General features: G+C 31.2%; 14 protein-coding genes. 5 read left to right on the top strand and 9 right to left on the bottom strand.

All coding sequences use genetic code 11. The features are described from left to right. Nucleotides 1–38: 38 nt before the first annotated feature. From HGK31_RS08240 to HGK31_RS08250, 3 genes are all read right to left on the bottom strand, one after another. Complete coding sequence (locus HGK31_RS08240) at nt 39–2318, bottom strand: T9SS type A sorting domain-containing protein (RefSeq protein ID WP_191859297.1); 2280 nt, start codon at nt 2316–2318, stop codon at nt 39–41. Nucleotides 2319–2479: 161 nt separating this feature from the next. Beyond that, a complete protein-coding gene (locus HGK31_RS08245; RefSeq protein ID WP_191859298.1) occupies nt 2480–4204 on the bottom strand; it encodes a porin family protein in 1725 nt (574 codons plus the stop codon). 57 nt (nt 4205–4261) lie between these two features. Next, a complete protein-coding gene (locus HGK31_RS08250) occupies nt 4262–7285 on the bottom strand; it encodes a tetratricopeptide repeat protein (protein ID WP_191859299.1) in 3024 nt (1007 codons plus the stop codon). A gap of 190 nt (nt 7286–7475) precedes the next feature. Here HGK31_RS08250 and HGK31_RS08255 point away from each other — a divergent pair, with 190 nt between their 5' ends. The 3 genes from HGK31_RS08255 to HGK31_RS08265 are packed head-to-tail and all read left to right on the top strand — an operon-like array spanning nt 7476 to nt 10224. Further along, on the top strand, nt 7476–8204 hold the full coding sequence (locus tag HGK31_RS08255) for a glycosyltransferase (protein WP_191859300.1): 729 nt from the start codon (nt 7476–7478) through the stop codon (nt 8202–8204). Beyond that, nucleotides 8201–9541, top strand: a complete 1341-nt coding sequence (locus HGK31_RS08260) for a glycosyltransferase family protein (protein WP_191859301.1) — start codon at nt 8201–8203, stop codon at nt 9539–9541. The genes HGK31_RS08255 and HGK31_RS08260 overlap by 4 nt, the downstream gene beginning before the upstream one ends. 2 nt (nt 9542–9543) lie before the next feature. Continuing rightward, the gene (locus HGK31_RS08265) at nt 9544–10224 is read left to right on the top strand and encodes a cell division ATP-binding protein FtsE (RefSeq protein ID WP_104734466.1); all 681 of its coding nucleotides are present in this window, start codon (nt 9544–9546) and stop codon (nt 10222–10224) included. On the opposite strand, the gene HGK31_RS08270 is transcribed toward HGK31_RS08265, so the two are convergent. From HGK31_RS08270 to HGK31_RS08290, 5 genes are all read right to left on the bottom strand, one after another. Then, entirely contained in the window at nt 10221–11141 is a 921-nt protein-coding gene (locus tag HGK31_RS08270) for a hypothetical protein (protein WP_191859302.1), read from the bottom strand. The genes HGK31_RS08265 and HGK31_RS08270 overlap by 4 nt on opposite strands. After that, nucleotides 11141–12571 carry an MBOAT family O-acyltransferase gene (locus HGK31_RS08275; RefSeq protein ID WP_191859303.1) on the bottom strand — a complete coding sequence of 477 codons (1431 nt, stop codon included), beginning with the start codon at nt 12569–12571 and terminating at the stop codon, nt 11141–11143. The genes HGK31_RS08270 and HGK31_RS08275 overlap by 1 nt, the downstream gene beginning before the upstream one ends. A gap of 13 nt (nt 12572–12584) precedes the next feature. Next, complete coding sequence (locus tag HGK31_RS08280; protein WP_191859304.1) at nt 12585–13520, bottom strand: hypothetical protein; 936 nt, start codon at nt 13518–13520, stop codon at nt 12585–12587. Then, nucleotides 13513–13968, bottom strand: coding sequence for a hypothetical protein (locus tag HGK31_RS08285; RefSeq protein ID WP_191859305.1), 456 nt, complete (start codon nt 13966–13968; stop codon nt 13513–13515). The genes HGK31_RS08280 and HGK31_RS08285 overlap by 8 nt, the downstream gene beginning before the upstream one ends. A gap of 67 nt (nt 13969–14035) precedes the next feature. Next, entirely contained in the window at nt 14036–15622 is a 1587-nt protein-coding gene (locus HGK31_RS08290; protein ID WP_191859306.1) for a right-handed parallel beta-helix repeat-containing protein, read from the bottom strand. 105 nt (nt 15623–15727) lie between these two features. On the opposite strand from HGK31_RS08290, the gene HGK31_RS08295 reads away from it, so the two are divergent. Then, the gene (locus tag HGK31_RS08295; RefSeq protein WP_191859307.1) at nt 15728–16624 is read left to right on the top strand and encodes a glycosyltransferase family 2 protein; all 897 of its coding nucleotides are present in this window, start codon (nt 15728–15730) and stop codon (nt 16622–16624) included. After that, complete coding sequence (locus HGK31_RS08300; protein ID WP_191859308.1) at nt 16617–17561, top strand: glycosyltransferase family 2 protein; 945 nt, start codon at nt 16617–16619, stop codon at nt 17559–17561. The genes HGK31_RS08295 and HGK31_RS08300 overlap by 8 nt, the downstream gene beginning before the upstream one ends. Here the strand turns inward: HGK31_RS08300 and HGK31_RS08305 are convergent. Beyond that, nucleotides 17544–17942 carry a sugar 3,4-ketoisomerase gene (locus tag HGK31_RS08305; RefSeq protein WP_191859309.1) on the bottom strand — a complete coding sequence of 133 codons (399 nt, stop codon included), beginning with the start codon at nt 17940–17942 and terminating at the stop codon, nt 17544–17546. The two genes, HGK31_RS08300 and HGK31_RS08305, sit on opposite strands and share 18 nt — an antisense overlap.

The raw sequence follows: 17942 nt of genomic DNA on the forward strand, positions 1-17942 counted from the left end.
TTTAAAAAACTCTATCTCTCATCAAAATTATTAAGAATTTACTTTTTTATAAACTTTGTAGTTTGTTCACCATCAACCGTTTTTAAGTTTAAAAAATAAATACCCTTTACAAGATTGCTTACATTTAATCGTAATTGGTTTGTTGATGTCAACTGCGTAAGTACCTGCCTACCATGTACATCATAAACTATAATAGATTCCAAATTAGTTTTACTTTCCAAAATAATGACATCTGCTGCTGGATTTGGATATACGGTTATTAAGTTTTGTAATTCAGTCTCTTCAACAGACAGGTTTTCGGCAACGGTTGTTAATTCATCATTAGTGATTATTGGCGCATTGTAATCAAAATAGATTTCGGCGTCGTTTGAAAATGTGTCACCTAATTCCAAAGTTTCCAATGTTTTTATTTTGAACAGTACATAACCATCATTGTTGGCATCATCAAACGGTAGGTTTATATCCTCAAAAATAAATTCAACAATATTATCGTCCTTTATTTCTGTTATAAAGTCATGGCTACTATTCAATGGTAGTAAAGTTGATACATCGTATTTTGCCGTATCTATTTCATCCCTAACAACAATATTAACTGCACTAGCAGTCCCTGTGTTTTCAAAGCGGATGAGATAGTGCACATAGTCGCCCACTTCTTCTGGTGTTATGGTCTCACCTTGCAAGCAGGTTTTATCGTTTGGATCAAATGAGTTGACTACTGTTAATTTTATTTGGAAATTATTATCATGAGCTGTTTCGTCTATGTCTTTTGGGTAAATATCAGCTACATAACCTATATCATCTCCTCCGTTTAATGGTGGTGTATCGGTTGGTGTATTCATATTTAAAGTAACTAACACTTCCCGAGACTCAAAAGGTTGCAGATTACTATAATTCCATGTCACTATGTTACCGGCAACATTGTCTGCTTCTGGTGTTGCAGACACAAAAGTCATGGCATCCCTATTTTCGTCATAATCAAAAAGCACAGTTCCTGAAAGCGTTGTATTCCCTTTATTTTTATAAAGCACTTTGTAATCTGTATCAAAACCAGGTCTCGCCTGCTCTAATGGAATAATAAAAACTTCCAAATCATTATATACTCCATTTGGTGTAATACAAAAATCTTGATTATACGGACTTGCTTCAGTTGGAAAATTCACAGTCATACTTTCTGGTGTAACCGTAAAATAATCTAGATTCTCTAAAACAGGAGTAACAGTGTGTTCTCCCTCCAAAACAGGAAAAGAATGACTTCCATCGTTACCAGGAATGAAATATCTATTTATAACACCATCATTTACATTAAGTTTTAGATTGGGATAAACATCATCACTCACATCACAGCCGTCCATTGCAAAATCTAAATGGGTTTGTCCATCAATAACATAAAAATTTCCTCCTGGCTCAAAGAAACAATAGGAATTTACTTCACAGTCCGTTAAACCAAACAATTCAGCTCTATTCTTTACATAGTCAATTTCAAAATCATCAGTACAGATATATTCTAAATCTGGATTATTATAAATATCTAAATACTCTATGTGACTGCCATTTTTCATGAACAAACTCGTTAATTCATTATTAGAGCAATCTAAATCTGTTAGATTTGGCGACTCATTAACATCTAATGATTCTAAATAAAGATCAGTACAGTCTAAATTCTCGAGACTTACTAACCCACTTAAATCTAATGAATTAAAAAAAAAGTCAAAACCGTTGCTACAGTCTAAATCAACAAGATTAACCAAACTACTTAAGTCTAATGCTGTCAAATAATTAACAGAGCAATTTAATTCTGTTAGATTTGTTAATCCACTTAAGTTCAATGTAGATAAATCGTTATTATCACAAAATAATCTATCAAGGTTTGTCAGCGCAGTTACATTTAAAGTTGTTAGTCTATTTCTGGAACAATTCAAAAATTCGATATTAGTTAAACCAGTAATATTCAGATTGGTTAATAAGTTGGATCCGCACAACAAATCAGTAAGATTGGTTAAATCACTAACATCCAAATTTGTCAGATAATTAGCCGTACAATTCAACATTTCTAAATTTACAAAAGAGGAAATACCTTCTAGTGAGTCAATATTTCTGTTTAAAACATCTAAACTCAATACGGCTTCTGCTTCCGAAACTTGTATTTCTCCATCGTTATTGGTATCTGCGTCTATATCTCCTGTGTAATCACCATCTGTATCTACACAGTTGGTATTCACCAAGGCGTTTTTAAAATTAGCATCTGGAATATTAACAATTTGCGCTTGAGAAAAGGTAAACGAAATTAGTGCAATTAGGAATAAGTAATTATACTTCATGATTAATAGCGTTAGGAATGCAAATTACTAATATTTATGGCAACAAAAAAACACTCAAAGAATGAGTGTTTTTTGTATTTAAGAGGTCTCGACTTCATTTCGAGTTGCCTCAAAGACCGTTCTCGACGTGACAAAGAGATTCCTGCCTTCGCAGGAATTAGTTAAAAATCAAATTTATAAGTTACGCCACCTAACAATTGAATGCCTTGAACGTTGAAATTTTGCCAGCGTTGATAATCTTGGTTGGCTAAATTATTGCCTTTTAAATAGGCTGATAATCGGTCAGTAATATGATATCCAACATGTGCGTTTAGATCAAAATAACTATCTAAGGTAACTGTACCTTCAAAAGGTTGAATAAGGTTTGGATAAAATATATAATCTTTTCGTTCGCCTACGTAGAACAAATTGGCTCCAGCAAACCATTTTTCATTGATTTGATAATCCATAAACAACGACGCCTTAATGTCAGGTAAATTCCAAGCTTCACGCTGGTCACTAACATCATAAATAAAGTACTCGCCTTGAATTCCTAGGGTGAAATTTCTACTGACGTCAACACTTAATTCGCCACCAATTGAAAAGGTTGATACATCATCATATACCACACCAAATGAATTACCATAGGTATAACTTTCACCCATAGCAATAACATCGTTATTCAAAAACAAGGCTTTATTGTTTTCAGCTACATAAGCACCTTTTATATTATAGCCCATACTATTGGACAATTTACCTTTAAGTCCAATAAATGCATTGTATTGCTGATCAGTTGGAGCAATAAAAAGTGTTGGTGATACAAATGGGTTTTCTTGAGCAAAATCATAATAACTATTCTGAAGCAAACCACCTTGAATGCCTCCATAGGCTATAAGAATCTCATCTACCACTCTATACGATGCCGATAAGTTGGGATATATATAGAATTTATTTTCACCCATTTCGGTATCGTTTAAATAATAAAAAGACACACCCAAATCCAATGTTAAATCATCTTGTGTCAATCGGTAGGTTGGCAATAAGCCAACATTAAAATTTCCGTATTTCAATTCGTCTTCAACATAATAACTTCTATCAAACGAACCGCCTAAATAGTCTATTTTTAACTCGGTTGTAATTTCAAAATCTGAAATGGGAATATTGCCTGCTGCTTTTGCTTTAAACCTATTTTCTCCAGAACCTCTATCGTCTCCAAAACGTCTAAAAAACACCGATCCAGATGTAATATAAGAGTCTTCAAAAGAAATATCACCTGACACATGTGCACCATAAAATTCATGTAAAACTGGTAATCTATCGACATCTGATTTTTCAAAAATAGATTTTGGAACACCATACCAATTATAACTTTGGTGCAAACCACCTAACTCAACATTCCAAGCCATATCTCGTAAGTTTTGAGCATAGTTCACATTCAATTTTGTATCATAAAAACTGTCATCCAGAAATACACCATCAATGCCACCTTGAGATGAATGGTGGCTAATATAACCTCCAACACTCTCTGTTCTTGATATAGCATGATTCAAGTATAATTCACCTAAAATATTAACGTAATTACCAAACCCTAATGATGCATAGTTATCATATACTTTTGGTGGTTTTTCTTTGTCAACCACTGCGGCTTTACCTTTTGCTGGTGTGAACGTTGATGCAACAGGGAATGAAAAAATATTATACTGAATGTCTTTTTTTGTTGTGGTCACCTCATCATCTAATGACGGTTCTTCTTTTACCTTAAACGCATCAGAAATAGATGGTTCGTATGGTTTTACCACATTAATAACATTCGTATCAAGCGTATCGTTTGGTCGTTCTTGGGCCCAAGTAGATCCAATAGAAAAAACGATTGTTATTATTAAGATTTGATAAACTTGCTTGCGCATAGATTTGTTTTTTGTTTGATGTATTTTTTGATTATTTACAATTCTAAACTTCAGATTTTAGTCTTCCTCACTTTGAACTGATGCGTTCGTTTTGGCTTGCTCTGTTTTTAGTTTATTGAGTTCCGTTTGTGCCTCTTCAACAACATCATCAAAATCAGGAAAATTTTCAATGACGCTTTCCAAAATATAGGTTGCTTGAAAGGCATCTCCTAAAGCATAATAATTTTTAGCCATAACAATTAATCCTTTGGCACTATAATATTTATACCCTGAATAATCCTTTGCCAGTTGCTGAACCGTTGTATTGGACGCTTCAAAACTTCCTGCTTTGTGTTTGAAATAGGCATTGTAATACAAGGCTTCAGCAGCAGTTTCACCTGTTGCTGTTTTTTCAACTTCTGTGTAAGCAGTCTTGGCACGTGTTTCATTGCCTTGTTTTATAGATGATCTTGCAATAATGACGTGTGCATCACTCTTTATTTTATTATCTATACTGACATTAGTCAATACTTTTTCGGCATAAGAAATAGCTTCATTATATTTTTCTAATTGATAATTAGCTTTCATTAAATTTGATTGTGCAAAAATGACATTCTGCGGGAAACTTGCTTCATTTTCTAGACGTTTTAGAACAGGAATCGCTTCATTCCAATTTTTGTTTTCTAAATAAATTTGTGAAAGTCGCGATAATGCTTCTTCGGTAAATTCATTTTGAGAGGCATTAACAACTGCTTTATAATGTGGTGCCGCATTAGATTTCAAGTCTTTTTTGAAATACAATTGTGCTAAATAAAAATGTGCTTGTAAGGCATGAAGACCTCTAGGAAAGTCATTTAAATAGCCATTAAACTGACGTATGGCATCATCGGTTTTATTTTCAATATATTTTTTCTCGGCAGATTCAAAAGTTGTATTATCCAAATCGGCATCTGTTACCTCTACATAATCTAAGGTCTTTACCCAAGACGCATATTCGTTTACACGCCCTAAATCAATATAAATCAAACGTGCAGTTGAAACAGCCTGATTGGCTTCTGGTGTTCCTGGATAATTGGTTGCAACAGCCTTAAACTTGGTCAATGCACGTTCATTTTCTCTAGCATTATAATGAATCAAACCTTGACGTAATTGGGCCTTTGGTGCCAGAATACTCATGCGATATTCTGAATTCAGTTTATCATACATCCTAATCGCTTTATCTGATTCGCCTTTTTTTACATATGAGTTTCCCAACTCATATATAGCATCATCACGTAAAGTAGATTTTGGAAATCTGTCAATAAATGTTTCCAAACCTGAAATTTTTTGATTGGAATTTCCAGCATAGCCTTGGCTTAATGTTTTTTGAAAATAGGCATAATCAGCATCTATCTTGTTCAGCTTGACGGCTTGGTCGTAAGCCTGAATGGCCTCATTATATTCAGTTGACACAAAATGGGCATCTCCCATTCTTAAATAAGCATCATTAAGACGAATATCATCATCTTTTACACTAGAAATAAATGAATTAAAATGCTCACTTGCTTTATCATAATTTTTCTGCTTAAAATACGTATAGGCTAAATTGTACTCAAGGTTGGTATATTCAGGTGTTCCGCTAGAACTTACTTGTTGCTTGAATTGTTTAAATCCAATTAAGGCATCTTCATAATTGGTTAAATTATAATCAGTTTCAGCTTTCCAGAATGTAGCTCGAGCCGTATAATTATCGTCTCTAGGTTCTTTAATTGATTTCTCGAACAATTTACTTGCTTCTTGATAATTACCTTCGTTATACAATTCCAATCCTCTATAAAAAGCTACTTTTTGGAATGCTACCTTGCTTTCAAAGTTGCGCTTTCCTTCCAGTAAAACTAAAGCCTCTTTATAATTTTTAGATGTGATATAAGAGTCAATTAATAACGTTTCAATTTCTTCTTTGTATGCTGTATCTGGATATTTATCTAAATAATCTGTCAGCACTTGCGGAACGGATTGATATGGATTTCCTATTTCATAACTAATTTTAGCATAATTGAGCCAGGCATCTTCTTGAATTTTTAAATCGAAATCCATTTGGGATGCATTCCGAAAAGCATTGAGTGCTTCTTGTTTTTTATCGAGATTCACATAGCTTTCACCTAAATGGTAGTAGGCATTTTGTGCTACACCATTATCGCCATCTATTATTTTATTGAATTCTGAAATAGCATCCTCATAATTACCTTGTTTGTAATAAGCATAACCCAATTGATAGTAATCAGTATTATTCCATTTACCACGTCTGCCTTTGAATTCTTGAAGGTACGGAATGGCTTCAGCATATTTTTCAAGGTTAAAATAACTTTCTCCAATTATTTTATTGAGTTCAGACACTTCATTCCGATCACTATCTGGCAAGCGTTCTTTAGCTAGCTTTATGGCTTCTTCAAACTTTCCAAGTTTGAAATTTAAATCGGCTTGATAGTATGATAGTTTTTCCTTGTATTTCTCCTGATCGCTTACCTGATCAAAGTATTCATTGGCTTGATTGTAATCATCGTCTTGATAAGCCATAAAACCCATATAATATTTTGCTTGAGAACCATACTTTTGTGAAGTTTCCAATCGGGACAAATGCTTTTTGGCTGTTTTATAATCACCTGTTGTAAATGCTACATAACCATTGTTAAAACTGAATTTATCTCGTTCACTACGAGCCAGTGAATTTTCATCCACTTTGTCATACCATTTTTTGGCGTGTGCATATTTTCCGTTTACGAAATAATAGTCTGCTACATCCAAAAAGGCCGTATTACGCTTGGTGCTAGTTGGATAATTTTCAACAAAATCCTCGATCAATTTGTCTGCATTTTGCTGATTGAGTCTAACTGCACAATTGGCTATAAAATAATCACAATCTGATTTTAAAGCATCCGTTTCAGCATCTTTTTTTATATTTCTAAAAAGTGTTTGGGCGGCTAAATACTGATTGTTATTATAAAGTGAAAGTGCTTTTTGGTAATCCACCAAATCATTGGTGTAAGCTTCGGTTTGCTGGGCCACAGATATTTGAAATATTCCAAAAACCACTATAAAAAATAAGGCTATTCTTCTTAACATGAATGCTTGCTTTTAATTCAAAATCAAAGATAAATCAATATATATTTCATAACGTTGGAATTAACTTATAATTATAAACAGAGTTATAAAAATCGGAGCTTCATATAAAATTACTCAAACTAACTTGCCGTAATTTTAAAGAAAACAATACATTTACAAACAGTAACTGTTAGCTTTCAGATCCGCTTATATGAATACTTCTTGCGCAATTATTGTTCCATGTTTTAATGAAGCTAATAGAATTGACATTGCTAAATTTGAAGCATTTAATAATCATAATGCTGATATGAGTTTCTACTTTATTAATGATGGAAGCTCTGACAATACTAAATCTATTTTAGATGGACTTTCTAATACATCAGAACGATTTCATTCCCTGCATCTTGAAACTAATGTTGGGAAAGCAGAGGCTATTCGCCATGGGTTCTTAAAACTTAATTCTAATTACGACTATGTTGGCTATTTGGATGCAGATCTTTCAACACCACTAGAGGAAATAGAGCGTCTGTTGCACTATGTTCAAAACAAGCAAAAACCCTTTGTTATGGGTTCACGTATTAAACGCATTGGAAGCGATATTGATAGACGTTTAAAAAGACATATTTCTGGGAGAATCGTTGCTACTATTATCGATTCCTTTATTTTGCAGCTAGGGATTTACGACACCCAATGTGGTGCCAAAATTATTGATTATAATTTAGCAAAAGTATTATTTGCTGAACCTTTTAAAACCAAATGGCTTTTTGATGTTGAATTGATTTTGCGTGCTAAGCTAAAATATGGTAAAGCGTATTGTTTAGATAACATCCATGAAGTTCCATTACTCGAATGGAAAGATATTGGAGCATCAAAAATTTCTAATACAGATATTTTGAAGCTACCATTGGATTTTATAAAAATCTACAACCATTATAAGTGAAAACATTCCAAAACACATATAAAACAATTTTAACCAATCCTATAAGGAACATTCTAATTTATGCCGTTTTGGTTAGGGTTTTGGTATTCATTTTCTATAATGCTATCACTATTTTTCCAGATACTGAAGACTATATTAATCTCGCAACTTATATAGGCAATCTTAATCTTTTCAATTATACTGGCGAAAGAACACCTGGATTTCCATTTTTAATTGCTTTAACTGGGCAAAATTTACATCTTGTGGTTTTTTTTCAAGTCATTTTAGGGGTTGTAAATACTTATCTACTTTATGATTTTTGCTGGGTAAAAACAAAAAGCAAGGATATTGCTTTTATAACAGCAGTTATAACAACTTCTTTTTTATCTGTGGTTTTTTATGAATTTGCCATATTAACTGAATCCTTAACTTACACCTTAATGATTTTGGCTTTTTGGTATATTGAAAAGTACAAATTGCTACATGTCACTACCTCAATTAAACATGTAATTATATTATCGCTTATTTTCAGTGCTTTATACCTAACAAGACCACTATTTATATATTTCCCATTAGGCTATTTTCTGTATTTTGTATTTAAGAATTTTAAAGTCAATCTCAAGTCAGCATTTTTAAAATCGGCTATTATTTTAATCATTCCCTTTATTAGTTTTTACAGTTGGAGTTCACTGAACAAACATAATATTGGTTATTTTACTAGTAGTTATTATTTAGGAATCAATCTAGCACAAACAGCAACTTCATTTTTTGAAAAAGCACCTGATGAACACCAAGTTATACGTGATATTTTTGTAAAACACCGTAATTATGTTGTAAAAAACGAACCTTATCATAAATATCCTATGACTGTTTGGTATGCTTATGATGAGCTTATTACAGCAACCAATCTATCTCCTCCAGATTTATCTCATGAATTAGGTGAAATCTCAATAAACCTTTTTAAAGAACATCCTGACCAGTATTCAAAACAAGTTTTTATTTCATGGAAAGATTTTTGGGGAGGGACTTCAACCCTTTTATGGAATGTAGATAAATTTGAATACAAAGTTATTAGAAAAGGTTTAGTTGGCCTATGGAATTATATTCAAAAGCCTTTATTAATACTCATAAATATCCTATTTCTAATATTTGCTTTCAAAAAAATATTGACTGCCTTAAAACAGAAATTAAGGGTTTTAGACTACGACTTATTTTTGGTATTAATAATCTTATCTGGATCTCTGGCTCAAGCATTGGTAGCTTATGGTACAAATTCCCGATTCTGCTTTCCCTATTTCGCATTAATTGTTTACTTTGTCATGACTAATTTATTTTCATTTAAAAACTCAAAATCATAAACATGCAGCAAGTACTTTATCTTAAAGACGCTTCTATTTTCCAAGGTGATAGTTTGGTATTGTCTGATATTAACGTTGAAGTTAATAAAGGTGATTTCGTTTATTTAATAGGTAAAACCGGAACTGGAAAAAGTAGTTTTATGAAAACGCTTTATGGTGATTTACCATTAACCAAAGGCGAAGGCAGCATTGTTGATTTTGATTTGAGAACTCTTAAAGAGAAAGATATTCCGTTCTTAAGACGGAAATTGGGTGTTGTTTTTCAAGATTTCAAACTTTTAACGGATAGAACAGTAAACGAAAATTTATTATTTGTTTTGAAAGCAACAGGCTGGAAAGACAAAAAAGAAATGACTACAAGAATAGAAGAAGTTTTAAATAAAGTAGGGATGAAAACCAAAGGCTTTAAATTTCCGCATGAGCTCTCTGGAGGAGAACAACAGCGTGTAGCTATCGCAAGAGCTTTATTGAATAACCCTGAACTAATTCTGGCAGATGAGCCTACTGGAAACCTGGATCCACAGACAAGTGTGGAAGTCATGGAGGTTCTCCAAGATATAAACAAAAATGGCAATACCATTTTAATGGCTACCCATGATTATGCTCTATTATTAAAATATCCTAGTAAAACACTTAAATGCGACGATAATCAAGTTTATGAAGTGGTGCAGAAAAAGAATTAAAAATCTTTTATAAAGTCATCAAGTATCACGGAACATTTTTTGGCTCCGTTTCGATTTAAGTGATCTACATCTTGAAAATCTTCTAAATAAAATCTTGGGTCCTGAACTAAATTTAGATTTTTCACGTGTTTATTTTGAGCATTCAAAATATAGGATTGTTTTAATATTTCTATAACCTCATCCTGAACCAACAAATTGAAATACTGATTGGTTACTGGTAAATTGACTAGTATAACATTTATATTTTTCTTTTTACAAACTTTTACTATTGATTTAACTCGCTCTAAATTTTGAGAAATATCATATTTTGCATCATCATGCTTTCTGGAAATTACTTTTGCCAGTCTATGAACATCCGATGAATCTACTGATGAATTATAACCTAAACCCCATCCATTGTTATCACAATTAACTAATGTATTTGTTTGTCTCCAAGTATTTAAAGCCTTCACTGTTCTGACCATTTTTTGCGAAAGTGCTAGGCTATATTTTTTAGGATTATACCACTTTATAATTGGAACATTTAGTCCCATTTGTGCATTATAAAAGTATTTTCTCCATATGTCTTCTTCAGTATTATCGGCTTGGCTCATTGTAGTATATTCCATAGGAATAATTATACATTCTAAATTAGGTAATTGGTCAACGTAACTTTGAAATAGTAACTTATCAAAATATATTGTCTGACTCAAATTAGCTAAATTAAATGCTTTTTTATCTAAATATTTAGGATTAATTCCATACATAGCGTGTGAATCTCCAAAAATTAGAACTTCAATAGAATCTCGATGTTTCAAAATTTCTTGATGCTTAAAACTATAATTAGTTGGAACCGTCCTGTAAAATATTTCAATACCTATAATTATCAATACTATGGGCGACAAAAACAATATTATATACTTAAGTAGTTTTTTCATTAAAATTGAAAATAAATAAATGGCTGTGTGTTACCTGAATAGTAAACTATACAGAACAAAACAAGGTAATAAATTACTATCCTTATTGGTCTATAGTTTATAAAATCAATATCTAATACATGCTCTTTTTTACGCTGAAACCACTCAATTGACATATAAGCTGTCAAAAGTAATGTAAGTTCTTTAGATACTTGAGGCATTGAAAAAAGCGTTTCATCAAATATTCCATTCAAATATTGTAATGCATGGAATAAAGTTTCAGCTCTAAAAAAAATCCATGCAAATACTACTATTAAAAATGTGATTAATATTTGGCTGCATGTTTTAAACGAAGGCAGTATTCTATTTTCATCAGGTATATTATTAAACTTTTTGTTTTTATCAAATAGTATTAATGGTAGAAAACAAAGGGCATGTATTAAACCCCAAATGATAAAAGTCCAATTAGCACCATGCCACAAACCACTTAATAAAAATACCACAAGAATATTTCGAATTATCCTTGTTTTTGAAACCCTACTACCTCCCAAGGGGATATAAACATAATCACGAAACCAGGTGGATAATGAAATATGCCAACGTCTCCAAAATTCACCTAAATTTCTTGACAAATATGGCATTTTAAAGTTTTGCATTAAATCAAACCCTAAAAGTTTTGAGCAACCAATAGCAATATCCGTATAACCTGAAAAATCACCATAGATTTGAAAAGCAAAAAAGAAAGCTCCAAATAATAATGTGCTACCACTATGCTCTGGGTAATATTCGAATAATTCATTTACAACTTTTGCACAGTTGTCTGCAATAACCATTTTTTTAAAAAGCCCTAATAATATTAACCGTAAACCATTAACACCATTGGCATAATTCATAATACGTGTTTTTTCAAACTGCGGCAACAAATTACTTGCTCTTTCAATTGGACCAGCAACTAATTGAGGAAAGAAACTTACAAAAGCAAAAAAAGAAACTGGATTTTTGGTTACTGATATGCGATTTTTGTAAACATCAATCGTGTAACTTAAAGTTTGGAAAGTATAAAAGCTAATTCCAACAGGTAATATTATTTTGAGAGTACTGACATGAAATTCACTTCCAAAAAACATGAAAACCTCTTGAAAGCTATTTATAAAAAAGTTATAGTACTTAAAAAAACCAAGTACCCCAAGATTAACAAATAAACTTGTGAGTAATAAATAAGTTCTATTTTGCTTTTTTGTTTCATTAGACAGCTTTTTCCCAACTAAAAAATCAACTACAGAACTAATTAAAATGAGTGATAAAAATCGCCAATCCCAGCATGCATAAAAGAAATAGCTAACGGCAATCAAAAATAAATTCTGAATACGCAAATTCTTATTGAATACAAACCAATACAATAAAAAGACTATTGGCATAAAAATGGCAAAGTCTATAGAATTGAAAAGCATATTATATTTAGATTTATCGCTTTATTATTTTATATAAGAAATTTACAATTGGCAATGATATTAGAGCTACCTTTAGTTTTGAGGTCATAATAAAAGGCGACATTATTAATAGCAACCCAATGCACATAATAGCACCATACATTGAGACATCTAATACCAATGCTATTCCTGCATGCAGAAACAACAATAGCACGCCCCAAATTTTATGAAGATTTGCTCTAAAAAATATTAGTATTGAAAACAATTCAATATAAACAGCTCCCAAATATAAAAACCAAGCAATCCAATAATTTTCTACAAGCCACGATCCAACTACTGTTGGTTCAATTAATTGGTTTTGCAAAATAATAACATTTCTCATGGATAGTGGTGAAAACAGACTTACCTGACCATTAAAACATTCAATAACGCCCCAGAATACTTTCCAAAAACCAGTTAACGAATATGTTAGCAACAAAAAAAATTGCAAAGAGGCAAACATTAAAATGGTTTTTTCTTTGTAATGTGCTTTATTACTATTTGGCAAGAAAATTATCCCAAACAAATACATGAGCGGCAAATATAAGCCATGGTTTATTTTACCAAATGAATTAGTAAATGCTACAAATAAAAAGAAATTGATAAAAGCAAAAATCTTTAAAAAGAGATTGTTATTCTTAAAACAAAGCAAAACAAACGAAAGCAATAGACTTAATTTAAAATATAAAGCAAGGTAAACTGATGAAACACCTTTAATTACTTCTAAAGGCCACAACGGGTTAATTCGTTCAGCCGATTCCAATCCCCTAATATTAAACACATTATCTAGAATTAAAACCAAAAACAAGACATAAGAGAACTTAACTATAGTTTGTATATCGCTGTATAGCTTATCAACTGGCTTATTGAAAATTGGGAATTTACCAAAGGTATATTTCCAAAAATAATGATCTTTTAAGAACTCAATCAAAATCTATAATCTTGTTATCTATAATGTTACAAACCTTTGTGGTTTTTTCTGTATTTAAATATTCTTTTTTACTCAAATCTAACGTTTTCACAAAAAGTTCAAAGTTACTTCCCGAAGGTAGAATTCTCAAAAAACTGCTATCATCCAACTCAAATTCATTTAAATTATTGGAGACAACATTGTAAAGGTTAATCACATTCAAATTCATATCAATAGCTGAAACATGATGAATATTGCTTAAATCTAATATATTAGTTGGTGGAATCAGTGAATCACCTATTTTGGTTACCATAACAAATGGAAATTCGACTTTATTTGGTGTTTTCGAATATAAGGACCATCTAAAAAAAGGAAAAACTTCTTTATGATACGTTGTAAATCTGCCAATAAAAGCAATAGCCAAATAAATAACAGTCCAAAAAACAACAAAGTTTTTATAAAATTTCATGCTAAATAATCATAACGTGTCTAAAGTAATGAATATTAACAAAACTAAATGTGCCTACCTATAAAAACTAAAACAACCATTTAAATAAACGCTTAAAAAAACCCTCTTTTTCTTCAATCAATAACTGCGGTTTAAATTCAATAATATAAACCCCAAAATTGTTTAAAGATTTGCTTTCATTTCTTTCAAGCTTCATTGGAAATACTATTTTAGAGTCGTTTTTTACAGTTCCTGTTTTTAATTCTACATCTAAATTTTCCACATCGCGAATAACATAATTAGAGTTTTCAGCAATATCATAATTACTAAAGTCAACTATAATATCATTTTCATTTTTGCTAAATAAAACAACTCTATAATTATGGTCTTTATAATCATTTTTTGAAATATCTAAAACCGATGGCAAATCAAACTGTTTAATACTTTTTTGTTGGCTATTTAGGTCTTGTTTAAAAGTAAATCGCCAATTATCAAATTGATATTTCTTCTTATCAATCATGAAAGGCGTACCATTTTTTGTAAAGTAGGTATTACTATCAAGACTTTCTGGCTTCAATCTATTTGCAGTGATAGAAAGCATATGAATATAGCCACCGTAGACTATGTTATTTGAAATTTCTGCCGATTTAAGATGAAGCAATCTAAACGGATTATTTCTTCCTAATATTAAATTATTCTTAATGAAGATGTTTTCTACTGGCGCATTTTTGTAGTAGCCTATTGTTAATGATGGTGCATCTCCATTAACTTCATTTTGCAAATAATTGGTATTATGGTAAAGTATGTTACTTGTTACCGTTATATTTTTAGCTATGTTAATACCATTTCTATCATTGGTTGCAACAATAATATTATCAACTGTCCTTCCTGAAACCAAACCACTATTAAAAATTACATTATTGTCTAAAGTTATGTTTTTAACATATTCCCTATTCGCTTTTTTATTGGCAGACCAGACTTCAATACCTTTATAATAGTTATTGAAAATGATATTATTTTTTAAAACCCTTATTTCAGTATCACTATCATTTTGAACATAAAACCCCTCACCTAGACCTTTAATGCTTTTACCTACATACCCATTATCATAAACAATACAATTAGAAATCATGGTTCCTCCTGTTTTGTTCCATGACCCAAATCCCAAACCATTATTTCCATGAATAATAAGGTTAATGAACTTACAATTTTTTCCACTATTATGACTTACGCCTCCAAATGGGCGAAAACCTGCTACTTTTTCATCTCTAACTTTTAAATTAATTGGTGAAATTTCAAAATCTCTGTATGTTACATTTCTGCCTACGACACTTAAAGTAGCAACATTAGGCCCAGGAACATTTCCGTTTATAATTGCCCATTCACCTTTGTATGAAGTAACAATAATATTTTTATTTGGTATAGTACTTTGCAGCTTACTTGTAAACCTACCCGAATAAATACCTCCATGCAACCAAATAGTATCACCACCATTCACGACTTCACTTTTTTGGTTAAGTGCTGTTTGTAAATCCCAAGGGTTCTTTAAGCTACCATCACCCAGTTTTGAGCCTTTAATAGTTGGATGATCTTTAGGGAATACATGGAAGGCCTTTTGTGCCTGTAATTGGAACACAATAAAACAAAAACTAATAGCTGCTAAAATTGATTTCATGATAGCAAATTTACAATTACCATACCATCATGATAATTTTAAAGTTGTTATTATTAAAAAAAAATGTGATTTATTGTTTAGTTTTGAATTCATTGATAAAAATCTATGCTTTCCATTTTAATACCTACATACAATTATAATGCTTATCCACTAGCTGAAAAACTTGTAACACAATCTTTAGTGTTGGGAATTAATTTTGAGTTATCTTGTATGGATGACGGTTCAAACTCAAATCTTAACACTGAAAACCAAAAAATAAACACACTTGAGTGCGCAGAATTTATAATAAGCGAAAAGAATGTTGGACGCACAGCTACGAGACAAATTTTAGCTCAAAACGCTAAATATGATTGGTTGCTATTTTTGGATGCTGATGTGATGCCAAAAGACAATACCTTCATAAAAAAAATAGTTTCAAACATAGAAAATGATACCGACATCATTTTTGGCGGTATTACTTATCAAAAAACAAAACCAGAAGCAATCAAAATACTACGTTGGCATTATGGCCGAAACAGGGAGCAACAGCCTTTAAAACATAGAAAAAACAAGCCATATCAATCTATAATTTCAGGAGCTTTGGCTATAAAAAAAGATGTCTTTCTGAAAACTAATTCTGAATTAACAGAGAACAAATATGGATTGGATATTCTCTTTAGTACGTTATTAAAAAAAAACAAAACGAATGTTGTTCATATCGAGAATCCTGTAATTCATTTTGGAATTGAAAACAATAAATTATTCTTATCTAAAACTAAAAAAGCTATTGACACCTTGTATTATCTGGTAAAGGAAAACAAAATTTCTTCATCTGAAACAAAATTATTGAAAGTATTTAATAAGCTTAGGGCTATTGGTTTAGCATATTTTCTTGGAACAATAACTCTAAAATTTAATAATGAAATAGAAAAGAAACTGTTAAGTAAGTCACCCAATTTAATATTATTTGATATTTATAGACTAGGTTACTTCTGTAGATTAAACCAAAAAGATAATGTCTAAATTTTCTATTGTCATACCACTCTACAACAAAGCTAACTCTATAGCTGAGACTTTAAATAGTGTGATAAATCAAACATTTTCTGATTTTGAAATCATTATTGTTAACGATGGCTCGACAGATAAAAGTCTTAAAGTTGTTGAAAAATTTACTGATACAAGAATTAAACTATTAACAACCAAAAACCAAGGCGTATCTGCTGCTAGAAATTTTGGAATTAAAAAAGCTCAAGGAAATTATATAGCTTTTTTAGATGCTGATGATTTTTGGAAGAAAAATCATTTAGAATTATTAAACATGTTATTAAATAAGTTTCCCAACTGTGGCATGTATTGCATGGCTTATGCCAAAAAGCATAAATCGCTTACTTATCCTGCACGTTATAATAACGTCTCAAAAGTTAATGGTTGGATGGGACTCATAGATGATTATTTTGAGTCAAGTTTAAAAAACGCTATTGCTTGGACATCTGCAACAATGATTCCCAAAAAAGTACTTAATGAAATTGGTCTTTTTAATGAAAAAATCATTTTAGGAGCTGGAGAAGATACTGATTTATGGATTAGAATAGCTCTAAACTATTCAGTGGCATTCTGTAATACAATTACAGCGATACATAATTTAGAAAGTGAAAATAGGATTACTAAATCTAATACAAATGATAGAAAATTTATTGATTTAGACGTTTACGAACCATTAGTCAAAACTAATAAATCACTTAAAAAATATTTAGATGTCAATAGATTTTCTATTGGTATTCAATATAAATTAGTTGGAAATAATAAAAAAGCTGATGCCTATCTAAAAAAAATTGACCTTAATTCCTTGAACAAAAAACAAAGGTTTTTAATAAACAAAAGTACTAATGCTTTGAGGTTCTTTGTAGCTATTCAAAATTTATTACGAAAAATAAAAATAAATTCATCGCCTTTTCATTGACACAAAAGAATCGTAATCACGAATATAATCTGCTTCCTCAAAAACATCTGAAGCCAAAACCAAACAAACTGAACCAGAAGAAAAATTCCCTAATTCTCTCCACATTCCAGTTGGCACTACTAATCCTTTGTCAGGCTTATTGAGGGTGATGGTTTTACGCTCATTACCATCATCCAATATCACATCAAAACTACCACTTAACGCTATTAAAACCTGAACTAATTTTTTATGGGCATGGCCACCTCTATGGGCATTACTTGGCACATCATATAAATAGTAAACCCGTTTTATATCAAAAGGTAGTACATCTTTTTCTATAACTGCCAAATTACCTCTTGGATCTTGTACTTTAGGGATTTCAATAAACTCTATTTGCTTCAT

Origin of the sequence: Hanstruepera ponticola, from assembly GCF_012931685.1 — a bacterium.
Classification (GTDB): Bacteria; Bacteroidota; Bacteroidia; order Flavobacteriales; family Flavobacteriaceae; genus Hanstruepera; species Hanstruepera ponticola.

Excerpts from the sequence above, each read along its gene's own strand:
- HGK31_RS08300 (WP_191859308.1), top strand. The coding sequence starts at position 16,617 with ATGTCTAAATTTTCTATTGTCATACCACTCTACAACAAAGCTAACTCT.
- HGK31_RS08240 (WP_191859297.1), bottom strand. The coding sequence starts at position 2,318 with ATGAAGTATAATTACTTATTCCTAATTGCACTAATTTCGTTTACCTTT.
- HGK31_RS08275 (WP_191859303.1), bottom strand. The coding sequence starts at position 12,571 with ATGCTTTTCAATTCTATAGACTTTGCCATTTTTATGCCAATAGTCTTT.
- HGK31_RS08255 (WP_191859300.1), top strand. The coding sequence starts at position 7,476 with ATGAATACTTCTTGCGCAATTATTGTTCCATGTTTTAATGAAGCTAAT.
- HGK31_RS08295 (WP_191859307.1), top strand. The coding sequence starts at position 15,728 with ATGCTTTCCATTTTAATACCTACATACAATTATAATGCTTATCCACTA.
- HGK31_RS08285 (WP_191859305.1), bottom strand. The coding sequence starts at position 13,968 with ATGAAATTTTATAAAAACTTTGTTGTTTTTTGGACTGTTATTTATTTG.
- HGK31_RS08270 (WP_191859302.1), bottom strand. The coding sequence starts at position 11,141 with ATGAAAAAACTACTTAAGTATATAATATTGTTTTTGTCGCCCATAGTA.
- HGK31_RS08265 (WP_104734466.1), top strand. The coding sequence starts at position 9,544 with ATGCAGCAAGTACTTTATCTTAAAGACGCTTCTATTTTCCAAGGTGAT.
- HGK31_RS08290 (WP_191859306.1), bottom strand. The coding sequence starts at position 15,622 with ATGAAATCAATTTTAGCAGCTATTAGTTTTTGTTTTATTGTGTTCCAA.
- HGK31_RS08245 (WP_191859298.1), bottom strand. The coding sequence starts at position 4,204 with ATGCGCAAGCAAGTTTATCAAATCTTAATAATAACAATCGTTTTTTCT.
- HGK31_RS08305 (WP_191859309.1), bottom strand. The coding sequence starts at position 17,942 with ATGAAGCAAATAGAGTTTATTGAAATCCCTAAAGTACAAGATCCAAGA.
- HGK31_RS08250 (WP_191859299.1), bottom strand. The coding sequence starts at position 7,285 with ATGTTAAGAAGAATAGCCTTATTTTTTATAGTGGTTTTTGGAATATTT.